The sequence below is a fragment of the Pseudomonas thivervalensis genome (genome assembly GCF_001269655.1).
In the GTDB taxonomy this organism is placed as follows: Bacteria; Pseudomonadota; Gammaproteobacteria; order Pseudomonadales; family Pseudomonadaceae; genus Aquipseudomonas; species Aquipseudomonas thivervalensis.
On record NZ_LHVE01000009.1, the window covers coordinates 400,544 to 420,085 of the forward strand.

General features: G+C 62.0%; 12 protein-coding genes. 10 read left to right on the forward strand and 2 right to left on the reverse strand.

Annotation, left to right across the window (positions count from 1 at the left end; all coding sequences use genetic code 11):
• The first annotated feature begins 70 nt into the window (after positions 1 to 70).
• The 5 genes from AD659_RS13950 (at position 71) to AD659_RS13970 (ending at position 5,378) form a co-directional block, all read left to right on the forward strand.
• The gene (locus tag AD659_RS13950; protein WP_053122134.1) at positions 71 to 664 is read left to right on the forward strand and encodes a lecithin retinol acyltransferase family protein; all 594 of its coding nucleotides are present in this window, start codon (positions 71 to 73) and stop codon (positions 662 to 664) included.
• Between the two features lie 81 nt (positions 665 to 745).
• Positions 746 to 1,396, forward strand: a complete 651-nt coding sequence (locus AD659_RS13955) for a response regulator transcription factor (protein WP_053122135.1) — start codon at positions 746 to 748, stop codon at positions 1,394 to 1,396.
• Positions 1,397 to 1,519: 123 nt separating this feature from the next.
• Positions 1,520 to 2,782, forward strand: coding sequence for a serine hydrolase domain-containing protein (locus AD659_RS13960; RefSeq protein WP_053122136.1), 1,263 nt, complete (start codon positions 1,520 to 1,522; stop codon positions 2,780 to 2,782).
• Positions 2,783 to 2,897: 115 nt separating this feature from the next.
• Complete coding sequence (locus AD659_RS13965) at positions 2,898 to 4,235, forward strand: alginate export family protein (RefSeq protein ID WP_053122138.1); 1,338 nt, start codon at positions 2,898 to 2,900, stop codon at positions 4,233 to 4,235.
• A gap of 39 nt (positions 4,236 to 4,274) precedes the next feature.
• Positions 4,275 to 5,378, forward strand: a complete 1,104-nt coding sequence (locus tag AD659_RS13970) for a polyamine ABC transporter substrate-binding protein (protein WP_053122519.1) — start codon at positions 4,275 to 4,277, stop codon at positions 5,376 to 5,378.
• Positions 5,379 to 5,429: 51 nt separating this feature from the next.
• Here AD659_RS13970 and AD659_RS13975 read toward each other — a convergent pair whose 3' ends face one another.
• Positions 5,430 to 6,041, reverse strand: a complete 612-nt coding sequence (locus tag AD659_RS13975) for a TetR/AcrR family transcriptional regulator (protein ID WP_053122140.1) — start codon at positions 6,039 to 6,041, stop codon at positions 5,430 to 5,432.
• Between the two features lie 502 nt (positions 6,042 to 6,543).
• Between AD659_RS13975 and gabP the strand changes: the two genes are divergently transcribed.
• The 4 genes from gabP to AD659_RS13995 all read left to right on the forward strand — a co-directional run bounded on the left by gabP (position 6,544) and on the right by AD659_RS13995 (position 12,687).
• On the forward strand, positions 6,544 to 7,944 hold the full coding sequence (gene gabP / locus AD659_RS13980; RefSeq protein WP_053122142.1) for a GABA permease: 1,401 nt from the start codon (positions 6,544 to 6,546) through the stop codon (positions 7,942 to 7,944).
• A 306-nt stretch (positions 7,945 to 8,250) separates the two neighbouring features.
• Complete coding sequence (locus tag AD659_RS13985) at positions 8,251 to 9,972, forward strand: type I secretion system permease/ATPase (protein ID WP_053122144.1); 1,722 nt, start codon at positions 8,251 to 8,253, stop codon at positions 9,970 to 9,972.
• Positions 9,965 to 11,335, forward strand: coding sequence for an HlyD family type I secretion periplasmic adaptor subunit (locus tag AD659_RS13990; RefSeq protein ID WP_053122146.1), 1,371 nt, complete (start codon positions 9,965 to 9,967; stop codon positions 11,333 to 11,335). The genes AD659_RS13985 and AD659_RS13990 overlap by 8 nt, the downstream gene beginning before the upstream one ends.
• A gap of 2 nt (positions 11,336 to 11,337) precedes the next feature.
• On the forward strand, positions 11,338 to 12,687 hold the full coding sequence (locus AD659_RS13995) for a TolC family outer membrane protein (protein WP_053122148.1): 1,350 nt from the start codon (positions 11,338 to 11,340) through the stop codon (positions 12,685 to 12,687).
• 398 nt (positions 12,688 to 13,085) lie between these two features.
• Here AD659_RS13995 and AD659_RS14000 read toward each other — a convergent pair whose 3' ends face one another.
• Complete coding sequence (locus AD659_RS14000; protein WP_053122150.1) at positions 13,086 to 18,698, reverse strand: putative Ig domain-containing protein; 5,613 nt, start codon at positions 18,696 to 18,698, stop codon at positions 13,086 to 13,088.
• A 397-nt stretch (positions 18,699 to 19,095) separates the two neighbouring features.
• Here AD659_RS14000 and AD659_RS14005 point away from each other — a divergent pair, with 397 nt between their 5' ends.
• Positions 19,096 to 19,539 carry a CopD family copper resistance protein gene (locus tag AD659_RS14005; RefSeq protein WP_053122152.1) on the forward strand — a complete coding sequence of 148 codons (444 nt, stop codon included), beginning with the start codon at positions 19,096 to 19,098 and terminating at the stop codon, positions 19,537 to 19,539.
• Positions 19,540 to 19,542 lie beyond the last annotated feature (3 nt).

The window sequence follows — 19,542 nt, forward strand, 5'->3', positions numbered from 1 at the left end:
ACTCCCACGTACAAATGCAACGCCTCAACCCGGGCGATAGATTGGCTTCAAGGGTTGCGGAGTGTGAGCCATGATCGATTTAACCCACCGGGCAATGGATGGACTTTCTGCGCTTCGTTCGATAGCGCTGATTTTCATGGCGCTTGTCACCACGAGTGCTTTCTATCGCCTGGGTACGCCGATGCTGGACGGGCAGGCATGCACAGCGGCCCGCAACCGCGGCCTGTCTGACATAACCTTGAAGTGGGTGCATGTCGAGCAGTCTGGGAATACATTGCCGATCGGTGCACACCTGGTCAGTCCGCGCGGGTTCTATCTGCATCACGGAATCTACCTGGGCGGCCTGAAAGTCGCTCACTACTCCGGGTTCAGCGGTTCGCTCAGATCCGGCCCCATCGAAGTGATTGACCTTGAACATTTCGCCCACGGCAAACCGGTCTGGATAGCACAGGAACCGTATGAATACTCCAACGATGAAGTCGTCAGGCGGGCGCGTTCACGGCTCGGGGAGAACCAATACCGGATCCTGTCCAACAACTGCGAGCACTTTTGCAACTGGTGCATCAGCGGAAAACACTACAGCGCCCAAGTCGATGCCTACTTCCAGCGTCCCCGTTATCTTTTCGCTTTTATGTCGATGCTGGAGCCGCATCTGATTGCCTAGTTTCTGCCTTGGGCACAGGGCCGGTCGCGCAAGGTCGCTGTGCTACACTTTTTTTCGTTTTACTCGTCGGAAGGGTCGTGAATGAACGGTAATTCTTCATCCAATGAGCCGGGTTTCAAAGGGTCCATTGTGTTCGTGGTGGATGACGATGCCTCCATGCGCGATGCGTTGAGTAACCTGCTGCGCTCTGTCGGGATCCGCGTCGAGACGTTCGCCTCCACGGCGGATTTTCTTCGGCAGCCGAAGCCTGAGTGCCCCAGTTGCCTGGTCCTCGATGTCCGCCTGCAAGGCGCCAGTGGCCTCGACTTCCAGGCGCAGTTGGCGGAGTCGAATTCGAATATCCCGATTATTTTCATCACCGGCCACGGCGACATCGAGATGTCGGTCAAGGCGATGAAAGCCGGTGCCGTGGATTTCCTGGCGAAACCTTTCCGTGAACAGAACCTGCTGGATGCGGTGTCCGCCGCGCTTCAGGTGGATGTCCGGCGGCGGCAGGTCGAGCAACAGTTTTCCGATCTGCATGCCCGCTACCAGACGCTCACCGTCCGTGAAAAAGAGGTCATGGGGTTTGCGGTCACGGGGCTGATGAACAAGCAGATCGCCGGGCAGATGAACCTGAGCGAAATCACCGTGAAGATCCATCGCGCCCACGCCATGAAAAAAATGTGCGCCAAGTCGTTTGCGGACCTGGTCCGGATGGCCGAAGCGTTGGGCACTGGGCAGAGTCGATGAGCGTCCATGGCCTCAACACTGTATAGAAGTGTCGGTAAAAAGTTTTATTGACTAAAAAATTACATCGGGTAATTATTCTCCTGCATCTGCTTTCACGCAGAGTCATTTCGCAGGGGCAACCCAATGAATCAGAACACCGTGCCTTCACTGGCCAGTCTTTACGTCGAGACTCACGAATCGCCCTCTGACGCACGCTTGGCGCCTTCGCTCATGCAAGGCTTTCCCGCCGAACCTCACCGCCGTGTCACCTGGCACAACTGGATGAGCCCGCCGTTCAACCAATGGGGCTTTCGCAACCTGGCGCGCTTGCGCCCCTCCATCGACGTGCAGGCCGGCACCGGGCCGGTCAGTGTGTTCAAGCAGGCGCTCCAGCCGCTGGATACGCTGCACTTCGACAGCGAGTGTGGCTTGAGCATCAGTGTGATCGACCACCTGATCGCCAGCCAGACCGATGCTTTCCTGGTCCTCAAGGGTGACACCGTACTGTTTGAGCGTTACTTCAATGGCCAGCGCCCCCAGGATCGGCACGTCATGTTTTCGGTGACCAAGTCACTGATCGGTGCCCTGGGTGAACAGTTGGTCTGCGAAGGCTTGCTGGACCCGACGCTGAGGGTCGCCCATTACGTACCGGAACTGACCGCCAGCGCGTTCGGCGATGCGACCGTGCGCCAGCTGTTCGACATGGCCGTGGCCGTCGATTACAGCGAGGTTTATGAGGATCCGGATTCGGAGAGTTCCCAATACGGTTACGCCTGCGGTTTCCAGCCGGCGCCGGCGCAGTACACGACGTTCGAATCCCTGTACCAGTACTTGCCGTCACTGCGCAAACGCGGCAATCACGGCGGCTTTTTCCATTACGTGACGGCCACCACCGAGGCGTTGGCCTGGGTCATGGAACGGGCGTCCGGCAAGGCCTGTCACCAGTTGCTGCAGGAGGTCTGGAGCCAGTTGGGCTGTGAGCGTGACGGCTACTTCCTGGCGGATCCCTGGGGTCGCAGCGTGGCCGGTGCCGGGTTCAGTGCGACCTTGCGTGACATGGCGCGCTTCGGCCGCCTGTTGGCCAACGAGGGTCGCCAGGACGGGCGCCAACTGCTCTCGGCCGAGGCCCTCGCCGGCATCGCCGCCGGTGCCGATCCGGCGATCTATGCCGCCAGTGCCGACTTTTCGAGCTGGACCCCAGGCGCGTCCTACCGCAGCCAGTGGTATGTCTTCAACGACCACAGCCAGGCGCTCATGGCCGGTGGCATCCATGGCCAATACCTGTTCATCGACAAGCCTTCCGGCGTGGTGATCGTCAAGCAGTCTTCCCTGGCCGAAGCCGTCAGCCCGTTCGACGGCGACAGCGTGCGCATGCTGCGGGCCATCGCGGCGCAACTGACGCCCTGACTTCACCCGATAAACACAACAATTTCGTTCCGCTCACCTGGCCCGGCCAGGTGTTGGCGCGGGTTTGCGCCGCCATTCACTGCCCTGTAACAACAATAATCAACAGGAGCTCCATATGGTTTCCATGATGCGTTTGTCCCGAACGTGCCTCGTCCTCGGATTACCCTTGACCGCCCAGGTTGCCTGGGCGGGCTATACCTTCGAGGAGGGCAATCTCAAGGGCGAGGTCAACTTAACGGTCGGTGGCGCAGCCGTGTCCACCCGCAACGTCAACTTTGGCGGCGGCGTGGTGGACCTGCGCAGCGGCAAGAATGGCGGCACGAAAATCGACTGGCAGGAGTTCTACGTCAAGCCGGGCGTCAAGTTGGAATACGCGGTGCAGCCGGATTTCAGCCTGCTGGCCGGCGGCTCCCTGGTGGGGGCGACCACCTTCGGTGATGGCGATGCCGGTGGTTTTACCCGCAGCTCCGATGGCAAGGTGTCCACCGAAGAGTTCTATGGCGGATTCCGGGCCGGGGAGTGGACGGTCACGGGCGGTCGCCAGAACTACATGATCGGCAACGGTTTCATCGTGATGGATGGCAACCTCGACCAGTTCAACGACGGTGCCTATTGGCTCGCCCCACGCACTGCCTTCAAGGATTCGGCGGTGCTCGCCTGGGACCATGGCGCGTTGAAGGTCCAGGGCTTCAGCCTGGGAACCGACAGCGACCTGGGCGATTTTCGCATGAGCGGTGTGAACCTGGACTACAACCTCGACGACCAGGTGACGCTGGGCGCCACCGCGCTGAAGGTCAAGGCCATGGGGCCCAAGGGCAGCACGTTGCCGCGTCGTCGCGATGGCATGCTGGTGTACAACCTCAGGGCCTTGAACGCCAAGCTCCCGGGTATTCCGGACCTGACCCTCAATGCCGAATATGCCGTGGAGCGCGGCAGCGGCGAGAGCGTGGACTACGACGCCAAGGCCTGGTACGGCCAGGCCGATTACACCTTCGGTACGCTGCCGCTGACCCCGGTGATCGGCTACCGCTACGCGAGCTTTTCCGGCGACGACAACCTTACGGACAACCAACAGAAAGCCTGGGATCCGTTGACCAAAGGCTTCGTCGACTGGAGCACCTGGCTGATTGGCGATGTCGTCGGCAACTACCTGATGTTCAACAGCAACGAAAACGTCCAGCAATTCTCACTCAAGACTCACCTCAACGAAACCCTCACCCTCGGTGCGATCCACTACCAGTTCTGGCTGGACGAAAAAAACTACATGGGCACTGCCGTCAGCGACAAACGGTTTGCCGACGAGAGTGTAGTCTTCCTGGATTGGGCGCCTTCGAAATCGCTGTCCACCTCGCTGTCCTATAACTGGGTCAAGCCCATGGCGGCGGCCAAACAAGTCTTCGGCGACGACCGGAAATTCAGCGCGCTGGAACTCTTTTTCACCTACCGCTATTAAGTGCTGCGAGCCTTCGCGGCCGCGCTGGAGTGTTTGATCATGAGCCTGTTTTTGCGCAACACCTTGCTGGGCGCTGTCGTTTCGATGCTGGTCAGTGGCGCGAGCCTGGCCGAAGAACGGACGGTGCGAATCTACAACTGGATCGAGTACCTGCCGCCGGAAATCCTCAAGAGTTTCGAGGAGGAAACCGGCATCCGCCCCATCTATGACGTCTTCGACAGCGTCGAGACGTTGGAGTCCAAGCTGCTGACCGGCAATTCCGGGTACGACGTGGTTTACCCGAGCAGTTCCAACGTCAGTCACCTGATTGCCGCCGGCGCCGTCCAACCCCTGGACCGCAGCCAGTTGCCGAACTGGGAGCATTTGGACCCCGAGTTCATGAAGTCTCTGGAAGCGGTGGGCGATCCGGGCAACCGCTATGCCGCGCCGTACCTATGGGGCACCACCCTGATCGGCTACAACGTCGACAAGGTGCGCCAGGTGCTGGGCGCCGATGTGCAAATGAACACCTGGGACATCCTGTTCAAGGAAGAGAACATGGCCAAGCTGGCCAGTTGTGGTGTCGGTCTGCTGGACGCCGCCAACGAGATCGTGCCCATTGCCTTGCATTACGAAGGGCTGGACCCCAACAGCCAGAAACGTGAGGACTACGCAAAGGCGCAGGCGGCCATGCTCAAGGTTCGGCCGTATATCACCTACTTCAATTCATCCCGCTATGGCATGGACCTGGCCAACGGTGAGATCTGTGTCGGGGTAGGTTGGTCCGGTGGGGTGGCCCTGGCCAAGCGACTGGCCGAAGACGCAGGGAAGGGAGTCAAGGTGGAGATGGCGCTGCCCAAGGAAGGGGCGCCGATGTGGTCGGACGTCATGATGGTGCCCACCAACGCCCCTCATGCCAAGGAAGCCTACGCCTTCATCAACTACATCTTGCGTCCGGATGTCATTGCGCGGATCAGCAACAAGATTGGTTACCCCAACCCGAACAAGGAAGCCACGGCACTGGTCAATGCCGAAATCCGCAACAACCCCGCGATGTATGTGCCGGACGAGGCGCGCAAGACCCTGTTCGCACTGGAACCGGTGCCGGCCGCTGCGGAGCGGATCCGCACCCGCACCTGGATCAGCATCAAGACGAATCGCTGATCGGCGTGACCCGGCGTTGCGGCGCCGGGTCCGTCTCGGTGGGTAGTTCGCTCAGGCGCGCATGCCCAGGAAGAGCAACTCGGTGATCCGCCGGACCTGGGTGGAGTGTGCCTCGATGTCCGGTTGTTCCTGGTTGACCAGCCTGAACAACTGCAAGTGCGAATAGTCGTTCAACAGGAATGCGGCGAGGTCGACGTCCAAGTCGGCGCGCAGTTTGCCGGCCTGTTGCAATTCCCTGATCAGCCCACTGATTTCCGCCCTGAGCGCATCGTTCATGGCGCGATACCCTTCCGGCAGCCCGTTGTCGCCACCAAACAGGATCAGCGGCAGCAACTCGCGCCACAGGCTCGGGTGCATGACCTCCAGTGCGTAGCCGGTCAACAGCCGCTCCAGATAACACAGCGCTTCGACCGGGTCTTCGATTGCAGGCATCTGGCTGCGGGTGTCCGTGAGCGCGCGCTGGTCGGCGTCGTGGAGGATTTCCAGGATGATCTCCTGTTTGTTGCCGAAGTACTTGAACACCGTGGGCGCCGATACGCCGGCCTGGCTGGCGATTTGTTCGATGGTGGTGTTCTGGAAACCCTGGCGCTCGAACAGTTCGACTGCCGCCTTGCTGATGGCTTGCCGGCGTTCGGCTTTTTGACGTTCACGCAGTCCGCTCACGGGAGGTCCTTGTTGGAAGAAGAGGTTAAGTGCCTTGGCGCAGCAACCCTGTGGGAGCGAGCTTGCTCGCGATAGCGGTGGATCAGTTGCATTGAAGTCGATTGAAACACCGCCATCGCGAGCAAGCTCGCTCCCACAGGATTGTTGGTTGGCAACAGGCCGGGTATAGGTCTGCAAAAATACTTAACCCAGTAAAGTTTTTAAAGGGTTTATTTCGATGTTGCCCCACAAGGACCTGGCTGAACGCCACGGTCCAGACACCTGGCAAGAGGCAAAACGCCATGCCCCACATGGCGAAATCAGGCATAGAGATGGCGCGTTCAGGTAACTAACTCGAGAGGGAAGGCAGGTAACGTGGCGCGACTTTTCACCGCAAGTGCGCACGTTCGCTCAAGGTGGATCTACACAACCAAGCGGTGCCGCTTCCAGGAGGGGCGGGAAAACCAGCGACACCGACGGTCCCTGCGCGCGTCTCAATGTTCGATCACAAGAGAATAAAAAAATGACCAGCCCCAGCTTCAAGGATTCGAACGGCCATCTGGCACAGGGCTTCAAGCCTCGTCACGTCACCATGCTGTCCATTGCCGGAATCATCGGTGCGGGTCTGTTCGTGGGATCGGGCCATGCCATTGCCGCCGCTGGCCCGGCCGTCATGCTGGCCTATCTGTTTTCCGGGCTGTTGGTGGTCCTGGTCATGCGCATGCTGGGCGAGATGGCCGTCGCCAATCCGGACACTGGCTCCTTTTCTACCTATGCCGATCAGGCCATCGGGCGCTGGGCAGGCTTCACCATCGGTTGGCTCTACTGGTGGTTCTGGGTACTGGTGATTCCCATCGAAGCGTTGGCCGCCGGTCATGTCCTCAACCAATGGTTTCCCGCCGTCGATGCCTGGCTGTTCGCCTCGGTGTCGATCGTTCTGCTGGCCGTCACGAACCTGTTCAGCGTGTCGAAGTACGGCGAGTTCGAATTCTGGTTCGCCATGGCCAAGGTCGTGGCGATCATTGGCTTCATCTCCCTGGGGTTCGCGGTGCTGATGGGCTGGATACCCGAGCGCGAAGCCAGCGGCCTGAGTCGGTTGATGGAGGAGCATGGCGGGTTCGCCCCCAACGGCCTGTCGGCGGTGGTGGGCGCGTTCATCACCATCATGTTCAGCTTCATCGGTACGGAGGCGGTGACGATCGCGGCCGCCGAATCCGATAACCCCGCGCAGAACATTGCCAAGGCCACCCGTTCGGTGATCTGGCGTATCGGTGTGTTCTACCTGCTGTCGATCTTCGTGGTCATTTCCGTGGTGCCCTGGAACGATCCGCTCCTGGCTTCAGTCGGTTCCTACCAGCGGGCCCTGGAACTGATGAACATTCCCCACGCCAAATTCCTGGTGGATGTGGTGGTGCTGATCGCCGTGGCCAGTTGCATGAACTCCTCGATCTACATCGCCTCGCGGATGCTGTACTCCCTGGGCCGCCGCGGCGATGCGCCAAAGGCGGTGAAGGTGACGTCCTCGGCCGGCGTTCCAAGGTCCGCAGTGATTGCCAGTACCGTGCTGGGCGCGGGTGTCACCTTGTTCAGCTACTTCATGCCCGCCGGCCTGTTCCAGTTCCTGCTCGCCAGCTCCGGCGCCATCGCCTTGCTGGTGTACCTGGTGATCGCCATCTCGCAACTGCGCATGCGCCGGATGTTGCAACGGCAGAATATCGAGCTGCCTTTTCGCATGTGGCTGTTCCCCTGGCTGACCTGGTTGGTCATCGTGTTCATCTCGGCGGCGCTGGCGGTCATGATGATCACGCCCGAGCATCGCAGCGAGGTCAGTACCACCCTGGGCCTGGCGCTGATCATTTCCTTTATCGGCCTGGCGACATCGCGGCATTCGCCCCAGCCTGAGAGCGTCGCCTCGCTCGGCTAACCCCCTCATTTTCCCCAGTTGACGCCACGTTACTGGCGTCAACAAAACCGCTTTTCAAGCCCATTCAAGGCGCAAAAACCTCCGTCTTGAAGCGCGGCTCTTCCGCCTGTCACCCACTTGCAAACCCAGCCTTGCGAAGCGGCACTAACCCGCGGCCGCGTTGTCAGTAATTGGCGCCTGTAGGGATGAGGATCGTCCCTGGTATCGGCACATCGGCTGAATAGTTTTTCTCGAGCCTCCTCGGGAAAAAGAGCCTCGCGACGGATTGCGTCCTAGACCGACAATTTCTCTTGCAGGCTATTTTCCATGGGGTTTCTACTCGATCCGCGTCATGACATCGATGCTGCCTTATTGAGCTACCGCCGGGTGTTCTGGGCTCTGGCGCTGTTCAGTGGCGTGATCAATCTGCTGGTGCTGGTGCCGTCGCTGTACATGATGCAGGTCTACGACCGGGTCCTGACCAGCCGCAACGAAACCACCTTGTTCATGCTCACCTTGATGGCCCTGGGACTGTTCATGTTCAGTGCCCTGATCGAGTGGGTGCGCGGCGAGGTGATGATTCGCATGAGCGCGGGGCTGGACGATGCCCTGGGCGAGCGGGTTTTCGACGCCGCCTTCGCCCGCAGCCTGCGCGAGCACAACGCCAACCCGGCGCAGGTGCTCACCGACCTGGCGACGCTGCGCCAGTTGATCACCGGGCAGGGCCTGATCGCTTTGCTCGACGCACCCTGGCTGCCGATCTTCCTGCTGGTGGCGTTCATCTTTCATCCCTGGTTCGGCGTGCTGACGCTGGTGCTCGCCCTGGTGCTGATCGGCTTGGCGCTGTGGGGCGAACTGGCGACACGTACACGCCTGGGTGAAGCCAATCGCCTGGGCGTGCAATCGTCGATCTACGTCAATAGCACGCTGCACAACGCTGAGGTCATCCAGGCGCTGGGCATGCTCGGGCCGTTGCGCCAGCGCTGGAGCCTGTTGCAGCAACGCATCATTGCTGCCCAGGCCCATGCCAGCGACCGCGGCGCGCGCATCACCTCGGCAACGCGTTTCGTGCGGATTTCCGGGCAGTCCCTGGCGTTGGGCCTGGGGGCTTTGCTGGTGCTGGAGGGCCAACTGTCGGCGGGCATGATGATTGCGATGTCGCTGTTGCTGGGACGGGCCCTCGCGCCGGTGGAAATCGCCATCGGCTCGTGGAAGCAATTCAATTCCGGGCGCCAGAGCTACCAGCGCCTGGGCCAATTGCTGGCCCAACACCCGCGCGAGCGCCTGCGCATGCCGTTGCCGCCACCGACCGGGGCGGTGAGGCTGGAGCAGTTGTATGTCGGCCCGCCGGGTGCTTCGCAACCGATCTTGCGGGGGATCAATTTCAGTCTCGCCAAGGGCGACGTACTGGCCGTGGTCGGGCCCAGTGCCAGTGGCAAATCGACGCTGGCCCGTGCCCTGGTCGGGGTCTGGCCGGCCATGGGCGGGTCGGTGCGCCTGGACGATGCCGAGATCAGCCAGTGGTCCCATGACGCCCTGGGCCCATACCTGGGGTACCTGCCCCAGGACATCGAGTTGTTCGACGGCACGGTTGCCGACAACATTGCCCGTTTCGGCGAGCAGGACGCGGACCAGATCATCGCCGCCGGACGGCATGCCGGCATCCACGAAATGATCCTGCGGTTTCCCAAGGGCTACGACACGCCGCTGGGCCCTGGCGGGCTTGGCTTGTCCGGTGGGCAAAAACAACGCCTCGGCCTGGCGCGCGCGCTCTACGGCCGACCGTCGCTGATCGTGCTCGATGAGCCCAACTCCAATCTCGATGACGCCGGCGAGCTGGCGCTGGTCCAGGCCATCAATGTGCTCAAGGCGACCGGCAGCACCGTGGTGTTGATCACTCATCGGCCCAGTGTGCTGGCAGTGGTCGATCACATCCTGGTGCTCAAGGACGGGACTCAACAAGCGTTCGGGCCTCGAGACCGGGTGCTCAAGGCATTGATGCCGGGGCCGAGACCGGCCGCGGTCCGGGAGGCTGGCGGCGATGCGTGATCTGATCCCTGAGGCACAGACCTACAGTGAGCAGGGGCTGAGTGTGCGCGGCACCACGACACTCCCCAGTGCTCGGACCGACGCCGGGAGCGCGGCCCGTTATGGCGTGGGATTCCTGGTCCTGACGCTGGGCGGTTTCCTGCTCTGGGCCTGCCTGGCGCCACTCGACCAAGGGGTGGTGGGCAGCGGCACCGTGGTGGTGGCGGGGGAGCGCAAGGCGGTGCAGTCGTTGGTCGGTGGGGTGGTGGAAAAGCTGCTGGTCAGCGATGGCGACCGGGTCACCCAGGGGCAATTGCTCGTGCAGCTCAACACGGTGCAGGCGCAGTCGCAACTGGACGTGACCCTGGGCAAGTTGCTCAACGATCGCAGCATCGAGGCGCGCTTGATTGCCGAGCGCCTGGGCAGTGCCGAGATCCAATGGCCCGCCGAACTGCTGGCGCACGCCGACGAGCCACGGGTCAAGGCGGCCATGGCCTTGCAGAGCCAATTGTTCATCACCCGCCGCGCGGAGCTGGGCAGTCGCTTGCAAATCATCGAGCACGAAGCCGCGGCGTTGCAGCAGCAGTTGCTGGGGTATGAAGGAGTCAAGCGCAACTACGACGCGCAGATGCGCTTTCAGCAGCAGGAGCTTGAGGGCCTGCGTGACCTGGCCCGGGAAGGCTACGTTCCGCGCAACAAACTGTTCGAGGCCGAGCGCAACGCGGCCCAGTTGGCGGGGCAGATCGCCTCTGGCGTGGGCGATGTCGGCAGGACCCGCCAGGCGATCAACGAAAGCCGGCTCAAGGCCTTGCAGGCGCAGCAGGAATTTCGCCGCGATGCCGAGACGCAGCTCAGCGAGGTCTCGGCCGAGGCGGCCGGTTATGCCGATCAGATTCGGGCCTTGCAGTTTGAGGTCGACAACGGTGCGATCCGGGCGCCGGTGGCCGGGCAGGTGATGGATGTGAGCATTCACACGGTCGGCGGCGTTGCACAGGCCGGCCAGACCCTGATGCAGGTGGTGCCGCTGGATGCGCCGATGGCGATCACTGCCCGGTTCGAGCCGCTGATGGCCAACAAACTGCGCCCGGGCCTGCCGGTGCATGTGCATTTTACCGCGCTGCAACGGGTGGATACGCCGACGGTCACCGGCACGGTGACGACGGTGTCGGCGGACCAGTTGATCAATGAGCAGACGCACCAACCGTACTTCTCCGCCAAGGTCGAGATTCCCGCCGACACCGTGGCCGCGTTGCAGAGCGCCGGCCTGCTGGTGCGCCCCGGCATGCTCGCCGATGTCACGGTGGTGACGGGCGAACGCACCTTGATGAATTACCTGATGAAACCGTTGCGTGAACGCTTGCTGGCAGCCTTCAAAGAGGAATGAGCATGGTCGACCGTTGCCGCTACCGTTGGCGTGTGTTACTGGGCCTGTATACCGGTTGGGCGGTGATCAATCCGCTGTGGGCCGCCGAGGGTGGCCTGAGCCTCACCGCCGCCTACGATGCCTCGCGCCTCAACGATCCGACCGTGCAATCGGCGGCCCACGCCTTTGAGGCTTCACGGCATGAGGAGGACATCGGTCGTGGCGGCCTCTACCCGCAAGTGTCGCTGAGTTCGCGCTACGGCTACGGCGGGCGTACCGACGGCGGCGACGACAGCACTTACGTCAACAGCAACGACTACCAGGCGAACAATGTCACCCTGGCGGCGCAACAGCCGCTCTACGACAAGGCCCGCTGGGCGGCGTACCAGGAAGGCAAGGCGCGGGGGCAACTGGGCACCCAGGTGTTCGACGTGGCTGGCCAGACCTTGTATGACCGGGTGGCGAAGGGGTATTTCGACGTCGCCCGGGCCGAGAACGAGATCAAGCTGATCCAGCAACAAAAGGCGGCTATCCAAGGCTTGGTCATCCAGAGCAAAAAGCTCTATGAAGGTGGCCAGGGCGCGATCACTGACATCGACGAAGCCCAGGCGCGGCTCGACCTGGTGCAAGCCCAGGAGGCCGAAGCCCAGGCCCGTCGCGTGGCGGCATTACGGGCCTTGTCCGGGCGAGCCAGCGTGCCCATCGATGACATCCTGCCAATGCGCGAGGAGCTGGCCGCTGGAAGTCCGATCCCGCCGGAGCAGGATTTGCCGTACTGGACCGCGATTGCCCGCCAGGCCAGCCCCGAGCTGGCCGCCCGGCTGGCGGCAGTGAAAGTCGCCGAGGCCCAGGCCGACAGCCAGCGCGCCGGGCATTATCCGACTTTGTCGCTGACCACTCAGCTGACCCGCCGGGAAACCCGTCAATACCAGGAACTCGACCCGCGCCAGGACACCTATTACGTGGGCGTGCAACTGGACATTCCGCTGTATCGCGGCGGGGCCGTGCGAGCGTCGGTGGCCAAGGCCGAAGCGCAACTGGCCGGCGCTCAGTCCGACTACGACGTGCAACGCCAGCAACTGGCCGAAGACATCGAGGCCGATTACCTGGGCGTCGTCGCCGGGTTTACCAAGAGCAAGGCCATGCAGCGGGCGGTGGAGTCCAATCAGCGCGCATTGGCCTCGACGGAAAAGGGCTTCCAGGGCGGTGTGCGTTCCACGGTAGATATTCTTGATGCACAGCAGCGGCTGTTCCAGGCCCGCCGGGACCTGCTCAACACCAAGCTCGACATGCTGCAAAGCTATGTGAGCCTGCACACCCACACCGGCCAGATGAACCGCGCGGTGCTGGAGCAGGTGCAAAGCTTGTTCTAGAAACCCAGGGTTGAAGTTTGCATTCATCCCTGTGGCGAGGGAGCTTGCTCCCGCTGGGCTGCGAAGCAGCCCCAAACCCAGGCAATGAGTAGTTTCAGGCAGACCGAGTCCAGCGGTTCACGACTGCTGCGCAGCCGAGCGGGAGCAAGCTCCCTCGCCACAAAAGCTGTCCATGACCACTGCTCAACTTTTCTGATCCAACATGCCCCTGGGGTTGACCTGGGTTTTTCTGGCACAGCAATGTCCCTGTGGGAGCGAGCCTGCTCGCGATGGCGGTGTGTCAGTCAGCATCCCTGTTGGATGTGCTGGCGTCATCGCGAGCAGGCTCGCTCCCACAGTTTGATTTGTGGTTGTCTTGGGTTTCTCTGGCATAGCAAGCCCCCCGGAGGGGGCTTGGGTCAGGCGGTGAAGTCGCTGGCGTGCAGCTCCTTGACACCCACCAGTTCGAATTCGAACTCGGGGGTGGCGTCGGCGTTGGTACTGCCGGAGAGGACGCCATCGACGAAGCGCAGCTGGCCGGTGGCGTTGCTGGGGTCGAAGGCGTTGCTGCCGATGAAGGTGAAGGCATCGACCGTGGCGGTCAACGGGTTGGCGTCCAGGCCGGTGAGGTCCAGCTTGTCGAACTCCGCACTCTTGAACCCGCTGATCACATCACGCAAAGCCCCGACACCCATGTCCGACAGCGCACCAAACGCATAGGTATCCGCGCCAGTGCCACCGGTGAGGTTGTCGGTACCCGCACCACCGATCAAGCGGTCATCGCCCGAACCGCCCACCAACGTATCGTTACCGGCGCCCCCGTCGAGGACGTTCGTCGCGCTGTTCCCCGACAGCGTGTCGGCGTAGGCGCTTCCTTCCAGGTTCTCGATGAATTTCAAGGTGTCGAGCCCGGAACCCACGGTGTTCTGCTGGGCAGACGTCGAGAGGTTGACGGTCACGCCGGACAGCGCGCGTTCAAAGCTCGCCGTATCGATGCCATCGCGTCCATCCAGGACATTGTTGCCGGCACCGGCGAACAGCGTATTGTCCAGGGCGTTGCCCGTGCCATTGGCCGCGCCGGTGCTATCGACATACAAGTTCTCGACGTTACTGCCCAAGGTGTAGGCCGCCAGGCTGCTGTGCACACTGTCGACTCCACCTGTCACCGCGTTGGTGCTGGTCTCGATTACGCTGTCGTCGGCATTGTCGACGAAGTACGTGTCGTTGCCATCGCCTCCGCTCAGGCTGTCGGCCCCGGCGGCGCCGTTGAGCACGTTGTTGGCGGTATTGCCGGTGATGAAGTTGCGCCGCTCGTTGCCGGTGCCGTCGATCTCCGATACGCCGGTGAGCACCAGGTTTTCCAGATTGGCCCCCAGCGTCCAACTGACCGAGGCCTGCACCGTATCGATCTGCGCGGTCGAGGTGTTGGTTTCCACTGCGCTGTCGAAGGCGTTGTCGACCACGTAGATGTCGTTGCCATCACCGCCGGTCAGGGTGTCGGCACCCAAGTCGCCATCCAGGGTGTCGTTGCCCGCGCTGCCCACCAGGGTGTCGTCCTGGTCGGTGCCGGAGATCATCCCGCCTTGGTTCTGGCCCTTGTCGAATATGTCCTGCACGCTGTTGTTGTCGTCGGGGTTGCCCTGGAAACCCAGGTCATCGGCTATGTAATCCGCCAGGCGTTGGCCGACGATTTCCGCCGACTCCTCGTGCAGGTGCCAGACGTCATCGGGATACACCAGTGGATCGACTTCGTAGCGCAGGGGCAGGTCGGTGTAGTCCACCGCCAGCTTGACGTCGGCGCGTTCGGCGGCCATGGCTTCCTGGGCGGCGCGGACATAACCGACGCCCTCGACGATGGCGGCGATTTTCTCTTCCGAATAACCCCGGGCCCGAGCCGCGTCCTCCGAGTAATGACCGGTTTCCATCAGGTAAACGCTGAAATTGCCGAACTGGGCGTGCAGGTAATCGAACACCTTCAAGGTCGCGGCCTTGTACGCCGCCGCAGCCGCTGCCTTGTCCGTGGCGCGGGCGATCTCCTGGGCGGCTTCCTCGCCCTGGCCCCAGATGATGCCCATGGTGACGTTATCGATCGACTGCAGTTCGGTGCGCTGATCGCGCAGCAATGTCACCGCTCGCAACAGCGCCTGCCCGGGTTGGTTGGTGTCGGTCAGCCACCAGCACAGCTTGAGTTCCTCGGCACCGAGTGTGGACAGTCCGTTGACCGTGCTGCCACCCACGGCAATGTCGATCCCGTTGCCGTCGGCATCGTTGAACTGGCTGCGCACGTCATAGGTGGTGTAACGGTTGAGGTCGTTGACCAGCATCGAGGTGCCCGATTGATCATCGTCCTCGGACATGCGCAGCAGGCGCGCATTGGATTGGCCGAGGGTGGGCAGGTAGAGGATGTCCTGCTGGGCGCGCTCGGCGAAGACGAAATCGTTGGCGGTGAGGGTGTTGAGGTAGTTGCCGTTAAGGGCGATCTCGAAGCGATTGCCATCGGCGTCGGCTTCGGCGGACTTGATGTAGGTCTTGTCGCCAGCCGTGTTCAGGGTCATGTACAGCGTGCCGTTGCTGCCATCGCCGAGACCGAGAAAGCCCAGTCCCGAGACGTCGATTTTGTCGACGCCGACGGTAAAGTCATAAACCGTGTCGGTGGCCGTGACACCGCCGGTGTCGTAGTCGCGGTAGCTGTCGGCGAGGTTGCTGTAGCGGAACGTGTCGGCGCCATCGCCGCCATACAAAGAGTCGCGTCCAGCGCCGCCGTCGACGATATCCGCGCCGGTGCCGGCCTTGATCGTGTCGTTGCCGCCGAGGCCGAGGATCAGGTCGGCGCCCGTCGTGCCGTTGAGCGTCTCGGCATTGGCGGTGCCAGTGATGGTGTTGGCGGGCGCATCGGCCACCACCAGGGTGAAGTTGTCGCTGACCGAGGCACCTGATGGGTCGGTGGCCTTGACCAATACGTCGTAGTTGCCCGCCGCGGTGCTGGTGGGCGTACCGCTGAAGGTCAGGCTGGTGGCATTGAAGCTCAGCCAGGCGGGCAGGGCGTTGCCGTTGGCGAGGGTTGCGGTGTAGGTCAGCACATCCTGGTTGGCGTCGGTGAAGCTGTTGCTTGCCACCGTGTATTTGAACGGCGTGCTTTCACTGGCGTTCTGGTCCAGGAGTGGAGTGGCTACCACTGGCGCCACGTTGGTGGGGTTGGTCTGGTCGGCAAAGACGAAGTGATTGGCCGTCAGGCTGCTGACGAAGTTGCCCGCCATGGAGATCTCGAACCGGTTGCCGTTGGCATCCACCGTCAGGTCCTTGAGGTAGGTGCGGTTGGTCGACGAACTGTAAGTGACCTGAAGGGTGCCGTTGAGTCCGTTGCCCAGGCCGGTATAGCCAAGGGCCGAGACATCGATCTTGTCGGCGGCCACGTCGAAGTCGAGGATCTGGTCACTGGCGCTGGTGGAACTGGTGCGGTAGCTGTCGAGTTTCGAGGTGTAGCGGAACACATCGGCACCCGTGCCGCCGGTGAGTTTGTCGACCCCGGTGCCGCCGACCAGGATATCGTTGCCGGCACCGCCATTGAGGGTGTCGTTGCCCGCGCCACCGAACAATTGTTCATTGGCCGCGGTGCCGGTCAGCGTGTCGTTGTTCGGTGTGCCGTTGATCACAATGGCGGCTGGAACGTCCTGCACGGCGAGGGTAAAGCTGTCGCTGACGGTCGCGTTGCTGCCGTCGGTCGCCGTGACCTGGATCGAGTAGGTGCCCGATGCCGTATCGGGGGGCGTGCCGTTGAAGGTGCGAGTGGCGGCATCGAAGGTCAGCCAGGCGGGCAGGGCGCTGCCATTGGCGAGCTTGGCGGTATAGCTCAGGCTGTCGTTATCCGGATCGGTGAAGCTGGTGGCCGGCACCACGTAGCTGAACGGGGTGTTTTCGCTGGCGTTCTGGTCCAGCAAAGGCGTGGCCAGCACGGGCGCCTGGTTGGTCGGCGACGATGTGGCGAAGACGAAATTGGCGCTGGTCAGGGTGTTGAGGTAATTACCGTCCAGCGCCACTTCGAAGCGGTTGCCGTTGGCGTCGGTCTCCAGGGATTTGATGTAGGTCTTGGTGCCGGCGCTGTTGAGCACCAGGTACACGGTGTTGTTCTTGCCATCGCCCAGGCCGGTGAAGCCCATGGCCGAGAGGTCGATCTTGTCGGCGCTGATGTTGAAGTCGGTGATCAGGTCACCCAGGTTGGCACCGCCGGTGTTGTAGTTGCGGTAGCTGTCTAGCCGGTTGGCGAACACAAAAGTGTCCGCGCCGGTGCCGCCGGTGAGGGTGTCCATCCCGGCACCACCGTCGAGCTTGTCGTCGCCGGCGCCGCCACTGAGGCTGTCGTTGCCCGCCAGGCCGAGCAGGGTGTCGGCCGCATCGCTCCCCAGCAGCGAGTCGCTGCCGCTGGTGCCGGTGATCACGCGATTGAAGATGAAGTTGCTGGCGGTCAGGGTACTGGCGAGGTTGCCCGAGAGGATCAGCTCGAAGCGATTGCCGCTGGCATCGGCGTCGAAGTCCTTGATGTAGGTGCGGTTGTTGCTGGCGCTGTAGCTGACTTGCAAGGTGCCGCCGCGACCATTGCCCAGGCCGGTGAAACCGAGGCCGGCGAGGTCGATCTTGTCCTGGGTGACGTCGAAGTCGGTGATGGTGTCATCGAAACTGGTGGTCGCGTTGCGGTAACTGTCCGACTGCGCGACGAACCGGAACGTATCGGCGCCGGTGCCGCCGGTGAGTTTGTCGACGCCGGCGCCGCCTACCAGTATGTCGCTTCCAGCCCCGGCGTTGATGGTGTCGTTGCCTGCCGCGCCGTAGAAAATCTCGCTGGCGCTGGTGCCCGTAAGGATGTCGTTACCCGCCGTACCTTGCACGGTGGTCATCGGCACCGTCGCGCTGACGTAGCTGCCGTCGCCATACACCAGCGTGGCGCCCTTGCTCGTGTGGCTGATGGTGTTGGCGATGATGGCGTTGCGGTCGGTGCCGTCTTCATTGCGCTCGGCAACACCGTAGGTCGACAGGTCGCTGCCGCTGATGACGTTGCCCTGGATGAGATTGTCGCTGCCGTTGAAGTACTTGCCGGACACGCCCAGGGTGTCGTCGTAGGACTGGATGATGATTTCCGGTACGGCACTGCCCAGGGCGTTGTTGTTGAGGGTGTTGTCGATGATGTCGACGTGGTTGCTGCCGTAGATGCGGATCCCGGCGCTGGTGTTGTCATGGATGTCGACGCCGGTGACGGTGACCTCGCTGGAGAGCTTGACCAGCACGCCTTCGGCGCCGTTGCCGTACACCTCGCCGCCGGTGATGGTGATGTTGCTGGGCGAGGGAATGTCCTCGCTGCCGCGCTGGATCACGATGCCATTGCCGCCGTTGTCGTAGGCGACGTTATTGGTCATGGTGAAATCGTGGGTGCTGGTGACGATGTTGAAACCGTGGCGGTCGTTGTTGTAGGCGATGTTGTTTTCGAAGGTGCTGTCGCTGAGGAAGTCGGCGACGAAGCCGTCCAGGCCATTGCCGTGGGACACGCTGTTCTTGATGACCATGTTGACGGTCTGCTCGTGGGGGTCGAAACCGTACCCGGAGCAATCCTTGATCTCGACGCTGTCGAGGGTGACGTTGGAATCGTAGCCTTCTTCGCCGGGAATGTAGCCGTTGAACCAGCCGTCGACCTTACCGGTGGTGCTGTCGCGGTTGCCGTCGATGGTGAGGTTGCTCACGCCGAAATCGTGGGTTTCCTCGCCGTAGGCCGAGCGGATGATGCCGGTGATCTTGGTGTCGGAGCCATCGGCCAGCTTGACCGTGGTATCGCCCATGCCGTCGCCGTACAGGTAGACGTTGCTCTTGAGCATCAGGCAGCCATCGGACGGTTCCTCGCCCCCCGAAACGATGTAGGTGCCGGTCGGCATGTACACCTGGCCTCCGCCCGCAGCGGCAGCCGCATCAATCGCACTCTGAATGGCTGCCGTGTCGTCGGTGATGCCATCTCCTTTGGCGCCAAAATTTTGTACGTTGAAAATCATGAGCTTATCTCCGTATCAGGCTTAAACCTCGGTAGACGCCAATATTCCATCGACGACCTCGGTGTTATGACCCAGCGGAGCGCAAAAGTTGTGACCGCATATCGGGGAAAGTGTCAAAAAGCCGAAGTAACTGATCAGCGGTTGTGTCGAGGTTGCGCAGGGGCAACGTTCCGTTGACGCTTCAAGCCCGAATGACGCCCCCTGTGGGAGCGAGCCTGCTCGCGATAGCGTCAGATCAAATGCTTTGACGTTGACTGACACACCGCTATCGCGAGCAGGCTCGCTCCCACAGGGGTAGGCAATACGGTTTCCTTGATTGGCATCAACCCCACTTCCGGGACCGCGGGATAACCTCGAATAAACCATCGCCCCGCTGAAAAGGGCGCCGAGGACCTCCATGAGTTATCCGCTGTTTCTGACCTTGCACCTGTTTGCCGCGCTGGTGTTCATCGGCACGGTGTTTTTCGAAGTCCTGTTCCTTGAAAGCATTCGCAAGCAGCTGCCCGCCAAGGTCATGGTGTTGCTGGAGCAAGGCGTCAGCCAGCGTGCCCGGCAGTTGATGCCGTGGGTGCTGCTGGTGTTGTTCGGCGCAGGCGGCGGCATGGTCTGGCTGCGTTACTGGCCGGCGTTGTCGTCGCCGTTGCAGTCGTCCTTCGGTGTGCTGCTGGGGTTGAAGATCCTGTTGGCGGGCAGTGTGCTGGGGCATTTCCTCTGGGCCATGTGGCTGTTCCGCAGCGGGCGCATGAACGCCCGCTACGTGCACATCATCCATGCCAGCGTGTTCCTGCACCTGGTTGCGATCGTGCTGCTGGCCAAGGCCATGTTCTACGTTACCTGGTAAGCG

Coding starts and splice junctions, on each gene's coding strand:
- AD659_RS13950 (WP_053122134.1), top strand. CDS start 71: ATGATCGATTTAACCCACCGGGCAATGGATGGACTTTCTGCGCTTCGT.
- AD659_RS13955 (WP_053122135.1), top strand. CDS start 746: ATGAACGGTAATTCTTCATCCAATGAGCCGGGTTTCAAAGGGTCCATT.
- AD659_RS13960 (WP_053122136.1), top strand. CDS start 1,520: ATGAATCAGAACACCGTGCCTTCACTGGCCAGTCTTTACGTCGAGACT.
- AD659_RS13965 (WP_053122138.1), top strand. CDS start 2,898: ATGGTTTCCATGATGCGTTTGTCCCGAACGTGCCTCGTCCTCGGATTA.
- AD659_RS13970 (WP_053122519.1), top strand. CDS start 4,275: ATGAGCCTGTTTTTGCGCAACACCTTGCTGGGCGCTGTCGTTTCGATG.
- gabP (WP_053122142.1), top strand. CDS start 6,544: ATGACCAGCCCCAGCTTCAAGGATTCGAACGGCCATCTGGCACAGGGC.
- AD659_RS13985 (WP_053122144.1), top strand. CDS start 8,251: ATGGGGTTTCTACTCGATCCGCGTCATGACATCGATGCTGCCTTATTG.
- AD659_RS13990 (WP_053122146.1), top strand. CDS start 9,965: ATGCGTGATCTGATCCCTGAGGCACAGACCTACAGTGAGCAGGGGCTG.
- AD659_RS13995 (WP_053122148.1), top strand. CDS start 11,338: ATGGTCGACCGTTGCCGCTACCGTTGGCGTGTGTTACTGGGCCTGTAT.
- AD659_RS14000 (WP_053122150.1), bottom strand. CDS start 18,698: ATGATTTTCAACGTACAAAATTTTGGCGCCAAAGGAGATGGCATCACC.
- AD659_RS14005 (WP_053122152.1), top strand. CDS start 19,096: ATGAGTTATCCGCTGTTTCTGACCTTGCACCTGTTTGCCGCGCTGGTG.